The organism is Campylobacter sp. IFREMER_LSEM_CL2194 (assembly GCF_025771685.1).
In the GTDB taxonomy this organism is placed as follows: domain Bacteria; phylum Campylobacterota; class Campylobacteria; order Campylobacterales; family Campylobacteraceae; genus Campylobacter_D.
The window spans coordinates 1-758 of record NZ_JAKMQS010000054.1; the positions used below are offsets into that span (position 1 = coordinate 1).

Here is a 758-nt window from a genome sequence, read left to right on the forward strand (position 1 = left end):
GCTTCTGGTGTATATAGTGAAAATGATAAAAGCTATAATAATACCTTATATCTAAGCGGTAATACTAATATTTTCAACAATACTAATATAGAAGTATTAGCAGGAAGCTTTTTACAAACTAAAAAAGACAATAACTTTGTATCAAAAGCACTAATGCATAAAAATGGTACTAATAATCATTTAGTATTAAATACAAGTATAAAAGCAAATACTATCAATAACTTTGATCATTATAGCTTTATCTTAAAAGATGATACTAAAACTTATTTAAGTGCTAAAGAAGTGATTAATCTTTCTAAAGATAGTTCTATTAATGTATATACAAACAATAATGTAAAAAATAAAAGCATTATTCTAATGCAAAGTGAAAAAGGCTTTGTAGATGCAAACAATAAACATCTAAATCAAAAAGACTTACAAAGCTTATTAGAAACTATTACTAAAAATAATCAAAGCTTACATAAAAACATCAAAGCAAAAGTTCAAAAAGCTAAATACACTCTAAGTGTAAGTAAAGATGCAAAAAGCATAGTAGTGAATTTAAACTAAAGCAATATACTAAAAGGATTAATTATGAAAAAGCTAGCAAATCATATCATACTCTCAGGTGTAACGGTATCAATGTTATTTTCTCCACTAATGGCTTTACCTAGTGGAGGTAAATTTACTCATGGGACTAGTGGGACTATAACTTCTGGCAATGGTCATATGCAAATTAATGGTAATGGAACAAACTCAGTCATACAATGGGGTGGTGG

At 27.3% G+C, this 758-nt stretch carries 2 pseudogenes; both read left to right on the plus strand.

Annotated features, from left to right (window positions below):
- Positions 1-549, plus strand: a pseudogene (locus L8V79_RS08135) (hypothetical protein); the annotation flags it as partial.
- A gap of 24 nt (positions 550-573) precedes the next feature.
- A pseudogene (locus L8V79_RS08140) lies at positions 574-758 on the plus strand (hemagglutination protein); the annotation flags it as partial.